Annotated in this window: 8 protein-coding genes; 5 read left to right on the forward strand and 3 right to left on the reverse strand. The window is 73.5% G+C overall.

Annotated features, from left to right (window positions below; all coding sequences use genetic code 11):
- The first annotated feature begins 448 nt into the window (after positions 1-448).
- The 4 genes from L1885_RS21965 to L1885_RS21980 all read left to right on the forward strand — a co-directional run bounded on the left by L1885_RS21965 (position 449) and on the right by L1885_RS21980 (position 2,704).
- Positions 449-688, forward strand: coding sequence for a chaplin (locus tag L1885_RS21965; RefSeq protein WP_235798890.1), 240 nt, complete (start codon positions 449-451; stop codon positions 686-688).
- A 209-nt stretch (positions 689-897) separates the two neighbouring features.
- Positions 898-1,632 carry a hypothetical protein gene (locus L1885_RS21970; RefSeq protein WP_235798891.1) on the forward strand — a complete coding sequence of 245 codons (735 nt, stop codon included), beginning with the start codon at positions 898-900 and terminating at the stop codon, positions 1,630-1,632.
- A 347-nt stretch (positions 1,633-1,979) separates the two neighbouring features.
- The gene (locus tag L1885_RS21975; RefSeq protein WP_235798892.1) at positions 1,980-2,330 is read left to right on the forward strand and encodes a hypothetical protein; all 351 of its coding nucleotides are present in this window, start codon (positions 1,980-1,982) and stop codon (positions 2,328-2,330) included.
- A 134-nt stretch (positions 2,331-2,464) separates the two neighbouring features.
- Positions 2,465-2,704: a chaplin gene (locus L1885_RS21980; RefSeq protein WP_235798893.1), complete on the forward strand. Its 240-nt coding sequence runs from the start codon at positions 2,465-2,467 to the stop codon at positions 2,702-2,704.
- 122 nt (positions 2,705-2,826) lie between these two features.
- Here L1885_RS21980 and L1885_RS21985 read toward each other — a convergent pair whose 3' ends face one another.
- On the reverse strand, positions 2,827-3,498 hold the full coding sequence (locus tag L1885_RS21985) for a vitamin K epoxide reductase family protein (RefSeq protein WP_268984364.1): 672 nt from the start codon (positions 3,496-3,498) through the stop codon (positions 2,827-2,829).
- Between the two features lie 190 nt (positions 3,499-3,688).
- Here L1885_RS21985 and L1885_RS21990 point away from each other — a divergent pair, with 190 nt between their 5' ends.
- Complete coding sequence (locus tag L1885_RS21990) at positions 3,689-3,880, forward strand: hypothetical protein (RefSeq protein WP_235798894.1); 192 nt, start codon at positions 3,689-3,691, stop codon at positions 3,878-3,880.
- A gap of 119 nt (positions 3,881-3,999) precedes the next feature.
- On the opposite strand, the gene L1885_RS21995 is transcribed toward L1885_RS21990, so the two are convergent.
- Both L1885_RS21995 and L1885_RS22000 read right to left on the reverse strand, forming a co-directional pair.
- On the reverse strand, positions 4,000-4,494 hold the full coding sequence (locus tag L1885_RS21995; protein ID WP_235798895.1) for a DUF5949 family protein: 495 nt from the start codon (positions 4,492-4,494) through the stop codon (positions 4,000-4,002).
- A 45-nt stretch (positions 4,495-4,539) separates the two neighbouring features.
- Complete coding sequence (locus L1885_RS22000; RefSeq protein ID WP_235798897.1) at positions 4,540-5,763, reverse strand: cytochrome P450 family protein; 1,224 nt, start codon at positions 5,761-5,763, stop codon at positions 4,540-4,542.
- Positions 5,764-5,954: the final 191 nt, after the last annotated feature.

A 5,954-nucleotide genomic window follows, 5' to 3' on the forward strand; every position in this document is an offset into this window, starting at 1 on the left:
AGGGCGTGCGCCGGGCCGGACGCGCGGGCGGCGTCCGCCGCCAGGCCCTGCTGCGCCCCCGCCGCGGCCAGCAGCCCCGCCGCGCACAGGCACAGCAGCCCGCGCCGGGCGGTGGAGACAGCCGAAGCCCGCATCGCTGAAGCCCGCACGGGACCCTCCGTCAGATAGGCATGGCCAGACAGCCGAACGACCGAACCACTGAACAACCGAGCAACCGGACAAAAGGTCGGAAATGGTTCCGGCCGAACAGATAGGCACCTTTACAGAACGGATGGTGAATGTGACGGAGGCACGCGGGCACGCCCGCGCGAAGGACCGGCGGCCAGCCACAAGACGGCGGGCTTCACTCATTCGGGGCAGCAACCGATCGGGCCCCGCCGCGTTGATCGGTACGTCGGGCACTCACGCCCGTCGTTCGTTTGTTGTCACACCGAAGGGCCTCATCCCCATGTCGCGTATCGCGAAGGCTGTTGTTCTGTCCACCACGGCGGTCGCCGCTGTCGCCGGCGCGTCCGGTGCCGCGTTCGCCGACGCCGGCGCGGGTGCCGCGGCCATCGGTTCGCCCGGTGTCCTCTCCGGCAACGTCGTCCAGGTTCCGGTCCACGTGCCGGTCAACGTCTGCGGCAACACCATCAACGTGATCGGCCTGCTGAACCCCGCGTTCGGCAACACCTGCGTCAACGCCTGAGGCCCACCGCCTCGACAGCAGTTCGGAAGCCGCCCCGCCGTCCGGCAGGGCGGCTTCCGCCTGTTCGGGCCCGGGGCCGCGTCGGCCGGGCGGGGGAACGCCCCGGCCCCGGCCGCCACCCGTTCGGACCGGGGCGCGTTGCGGCCCGTACGCGCGCCGCACACGGTGAGGAGAACGTCCCCAGCGTTCCCCGAAAGGACCACCGCCCCATGCGCCCCCAGCTCCCCCTGAGCACCGCGGCCGCCGTCGTCTGCGCCGCCCTCGCCCTCGGCACCGCGGGCCCCGCAGCCGCCGCCACCCACCCCTCCCACGACGGCGGCCGCACGGCCACGACGGCGCGTGCGGGCACCGCGCACGCCCCCCGACAGGACTCCGACACCCTGGCCGCCCGGCTCGAGACGCTCAAACGGCTCGGCGGCATGCTGACGCCGGTGAACGGGCTGCTCGACGCCACCGCGAAGGCCCCGGGCGGCAGGCTCCCGGCCGCCGAGGCCACCCGCCTCGCCGCCGCCGCGCAGCGGGCCATCGCCGCGGCCCGGCCCGCCGGCGCCAAGGGCTCCCCCGCCGCGGGCACCCGCGCCCTCGCCCCGGCGGACTCCATCTCCGACGCCCTCGACGCCCTGTCGAAGGCCGTGGACGCGCTGGTCGCGGGCGCCGAGGCAGGCGACACCGCCGACACCCAGCAGGCGCTCGGCGACGCCATCACCCACACCGTCGACGTGATCGTCGCGAACATCATGGGCGGCCTGTCGGCGTCCGGCGTGACGGGCCTGCCGGCCACGTCGCTGCCCGCGCTCCCCGGGGCGGACGACCCGGCGTCGACGCTGCCCGCCGCGACGGACCCGGCCTCGACCCTGCCCGCGGCGACGGGCCCGGAGGGGATCTCGACGCTCCCCACCTTCGCCCACCCCGGCCTGACCGACCCGACGGCCCTCATGAACTAGAACCGGCGGGCTCACGCCCCCCGTTCGCGAACAGCCCGGCCCCGGCGTGCCCACCGCCGGGGCCGCGCCGCGTCCGCGTCCGCTTCCACTTCCGCGTCCCGCGGACTGCGGCAGGCCGGGGCCGCGGGCGTGGCGGCCCCGGGACCCGAGCGCGCACCGCGTAACGAACCGCACCGCACCGAACCGGCACCGCGTGCACGAACGACCGCGCCCGCGATCCGATACGCGCGGCGGCGAAGTGCCAGGCGTACGAGTGGCACCGGCGGAATTCGGGGTCTTCCGAGTTTCCACCGGCCGCGAGGACTCGTTAGGGATATCGCAGTCCACGCGAAAGAAGGTTGACGAACATGAAGTCCACGAAGGTTGCCGCGATCGTCGCAGGTTCCCTGGTCGCCCTCGGCGCGGCGGCCCCCGCCTTCGCCGACGGCCTCACCCCCACGAGCCTCAACGGCGGCCTCGACACGCTGGCGTCGGACGGCCTGCGCAGCGGCTCGCCGCTGAACACGAACGCGCTGGACACCGAGAACAAGGGCTCGCTGGTCAACGCGGTCAGCAACACGGCCCAGAGCCTCGGCAAGGCCAAGCAGGCTCCCAAGAAGCAGGGCGCCGCGAAGAAGGGCTCGAAGCAGTCCGCGCAGGGGACCGGCAGCACCAGCCCGGTCGGCTCGCTCCTCGGCGGCCTCCCCCTCGGCGGCTGAGCCCCGCGCCGTCCCTCGGGTGGCGGCACGTGCGATTACGCCAGGCGACGGAGTCTTCGTACGCGGCCGGTCCGGTTCCGGTCGGGTCGCGGTCTCGTACATAGGCTGACAAAACGTCGAAGAAAGGTAATCGCATGAACAGCATCAAGAAGGCCGCACTCGTCGTAGCGGCCGCCGGGATCGCCGCGGGTGCGGCCGCCGGGTCCGCCGCCGCCGACGCGGGCGCGGGCGCGGTGGCGGCCCACTCGCCGGGCGTCCTGTCCGGCAACGTCGTGCAGGTCCCGGTGCACGTCCCGGTGAACCTCACGGGCAACAGCGTCGACGTGGTCGGTGCGCTGAACCCGGCGATCGGCAACGCGTCGGCCAACGGCTGACACACACAGGGCGGGCCTTCCCCTCCTCGGGTGCCCTCCCCTCGGGAAACGCGACGGAGCGGACGCACGGAGTTGGGGCTCCGGGCGTCCGCTCCGTGCTGTGCGGTGCGGGTCGTCGGGGATCAGCCGGTCCAGAAGTCCCACCAGCGGGTGAGTACGAGCATGCCGATGCCGCCCAGCCAGACCAGCGGTGGGAGCCAGTGGAACTCGCCCAGCGCCGAGCGCAGTCCGGCGGGCGCGGGAATCACGCCCAGCCGCACGTTGTGGACCGTGGTGTAGCAGAACGCGAGCGTGGTGCCCGTCCAGGCCAGGCAGCACCACAGGCACAGCGCGTTGATCTCGTACAGCGACTGGACCTGCAGCCAGGAGCAGAAGCCCACGCCGAACAGCGTGCCCGCGTTGAGACCGAGCCAGAACCAGCGGCGGTGGCGAGCGCCCGCGAGGACGCCCATGCCGACCGCGATCACCACGGGGTAGGTCGCCAGGCCGAGCATCGGGTTGGGGAAGCCGAACACCGAAGCCTGCGCGCTCTTCATCACACTGCCGCAGGAGACCACCGGGTTGAGACTGCAACCCGGCTTGAAACCGGGGTCCTTGAGCAGCGCGAACTCGTCCAGGGTGATCACCCAGGCGGCCAGCAGGCCCATCAGGCCGGCCACCACCAGCAGCACACCGAACGCCTTGCTGCCGCCGTACCGGCTGGTGCTCCCGGCGGAGCCGGTGCCTTCCTGGTGCCGTGCGCCTACGTCTTGTTCCTTGCCGGCGGATCCCGTGCCGGCCACTGCCGTTGCCATGCGGCCGACGCTATGCCCGTATCTGTCCGGACCCACCCGTACAACGTGAGGTTTCACCGGAACGAAGGAGGTCGGCACCGCTCAACCAGTGCGACAGTCAGATGAGTTGGGCGTTCGAAGAAGCGTTTCCCCCGTCCCCCCGGACCCGGGCCAAACAGTGACTCCCGGCCGCGCCCGGCGTTTGCCCGGTATGGAAACCCTCCGCGCGCCGCGCTGGGACCGGACGGCGGACGCCTGGAGCCCGTCCCGTGCCGAGCCCGGCCACCAGCGTGCCACCACGCCCATCTACAACGCGCTCGTCAAGGAGTGGGGGGCCGCAGGACGTGCCGTGCCCGCCGTCGCACCGGCCGCCGGCACCGGGCGCCACCAGCGCACCCCGTGACACCTCCGGCCCCGGCCCCGTGCCCCCGGACTCCCGGACCGTCGGGGTGTCCGGCCATGGGACTGTCGGGCCGGACGCGTCCCCTGCGGCGCCGGCGCCGCGGCGGGGCACCCCGCGGCTCAGCCGGTCAGGCTGCGGACCGGCAGCAGGCAGTGCACCGCCGTGGCGAGCACCTCCTCGTCGCCGATGAAGTCGCGCAACTGCTCCTCGGTGACCGGGCGTCCGGGAACACCCGAGGTCCAGGGCTTCGTCGCGACGATGAAGTACACCTGGCCGACTCGGCGCGCGTCCTCCTCCCACTCCGGCGGGACCGGGCACTGCGCGTTCAGGTACGGCATCGTCAGGACGGCGCGCCCGGCCTCCACGAGCAGGGTGATCGCGACGGACGGCTTGCCCGCGAGGTCCACGACCTCGTCGCCGGGCGTCAGCCCGATCTCGCCGAGCACGGTGCCCAGGGTCTGCTCCCCCGCCTCCGGGCCCTCCCGCCCGTCACCGAGCGAGTAGGCGAGCAGGAAGGGGGCGTTGCGCTCGCCCTCGGCGGGGTCGCTGGTCCAGGGGATCACCGAGAGCGTGCCCATGAGCGGGGCGTAGGACGCGGTGTTGCTTGTGGTCATATTGCGTCACATTAGCGGCCATGGGGACGTGATCGTGAGTCCGCGTCACCCGACCGGGTCAGTCGCCCAGCTCTGCGGCCCGTCGCCCAGCCGCCGGGGCGTGAAGGAGACCGGCAGCCGCGCGGGCACCCGGGTCCACGGCGACGGGCTCGGCACCAGATCCGTGACGGGCACGGTGAGTTCGAGGTCGGGCAGCAGGTTGAGCACCGTGCGCACCGCCGTCCGCGCGATCAGCCGGGCCGGCAGCTGCGCCGGGCAGCGGTGCGGACCGGCGGAGAACGCGAGGTGCGCGCGGTTGCCCCAGTCCTCGCCCTCGTCGGGCCTGATCTCGGGGTCGTCGTTCGCGGCCCCGATGCCCATGATCAGGCAGTCGCCGCGGCGCAGTACCTGGCCGCCGAGTTCGATGTCGTGCAGCACGTAGCGGGCGGGCATGGCGTTCAGCGGCGGCTCGCGCCACAGTGCCTCGTCGAGCGCGTCGTCCACGCCGAGGCGGCCACCCCGCAGCCGCGCGGCGAACCGGGGATCCGTGATCATCATGCGCAGCGTCTGCGCGATCCACGAGATCGCCGGCATGTTCCCCGCGATGAGCGTCAGGTGCATCGCCGCGTACCGCTCCTCCTCCGTCACCAGGTTCGGGTGGTGCGCGAAGGTCCAGGTGAGGTCCTCGTCGGGGGCGGAGCGCGGGCGCGCGATCATCTCGCCGATGATCCGGTGCTGGGTCTGGTAGGCCTCCTCGGAGTCGGGCCCGGAGCCCATGACGCCGAAGACGGTGCGCACGAGTTCCTCGCTCTGCTCCTGCCCGACGCCGAACAACCCGGCGAGCGCCATCATCGGCACCTGCGCGGCGTACTCGTTGACCAGGTCGGCATGGCCCGCCTCGGAGAACTTCGCGACCAGGGCGTGGCAGCGCGCCTCGATCAGGCGCCGCGCGGCGCGCTCGTTGAGCCGCCCGACGCCCTCGTCGAACGGAACGCGCATGCGCCGGTGTTCGGCCCCGTCGGCGTGGTAGCAGACGGGGTGGTAGCGCATCATCGGCATCAGCGGGGAGTCGGCGGCCAGCCGGCCCTCGCGCAGCGCGTGCCAGTTGCGCGGGTCGCGCGAGAACAGCTGCTCCTGCCGCGTGACGGCGAGCAGTTCGTGGTAGCCGAGCACCAGCCAGGCGGGCAGCCCCGGTTCGAGTTCGACGGGGGCCACCGGCCCGTACCGCTCGCGCAGCTGCCGGTAGACGGCGTGCGGGTCGGGCGAGGAGACGATGTCGGTCAGGGCCATCGGCCCCCCGTGGAGAGCGTCGGCAAGGGCTCCGGCCTGCTCCCGGCGCTCGGCGGGCGCGGTGCCGCGGTCGTGGCGGACGGGGCAGCCCGCCGTCGCGACCTCGCCGTCGAACCCGCCGTCGCGTCCGCCCGGGTCCCGGCCGGCCGCCTCGTGGGCGCTCTCCCGGCCGCCGTCGTACGGGCCGCCCG

Origin of the sequence: Streptomyces fuscigenes (assembly GCF_021556455.1) — a bacterium.
GTDB lineage: Bacteria > Actinomycetota > Actinomycetes > Streptomycetales > Streptomycetaceae > Streptomyces > Streptomyces fuscigenes.

Coding starts and splice junctions, on each gene's coding strand:
- L1885_RS21965 (WP_235798890.1), top strand. CDS start 449: ATGTCGCGTATCGCGAAGGCTGTTGTTCTGTCCACCACGGCGGTCGCC.
- L1885_RS21995 (WP_235798895.1), bottom strand. CDS start 4,494: ATGACCACAAGCAACACCGCGTCCTACGCCCCGCTCATGGGCACGCTC.
- L1885_RS21980 (WP_235798893.1), top strand. CDS start 2,465: ATGAACAGCATCAAGAAGGCCGCACTCGTCGTAGCGGCCGCCGGGATC.
- L1885_RS21990 (WP_235798894.1), top strand. CDS start 3,689: ATGGAAACCCTCCGCGCGCCGCGCTGGGACCGGACGGCGGACGCCTGG.
- L1885_RS21975 (WP_235798892.1), top strand. CDS start 1,980: ATGAAGTCCACGAAGGTTGCCGCGATCGTCGCAGGTTCCCTGGTCGCC.
- L1885_RS21970 (WP_235798891.1), top strand. CDS start 898: ATGCGCCCCCAGCTCCCCCTGAGCACCGCGGCCGCCGTCGTCTGCGCC.
- L1885_RS22000 (WP_235798897.1), bottom strand. CDS start 5,763: ATGGCCCTGACCGACATCGTCTCCTCGCCCGACCCGCACGCCGTCTAC.
- L1885_RS21985 (WP_268984364.1), bottom strand. CDS start 3,498: ATGGCAACGGCAGTGGCCGGCACGGGATCCGCCGGCAAGGAACAAGAC.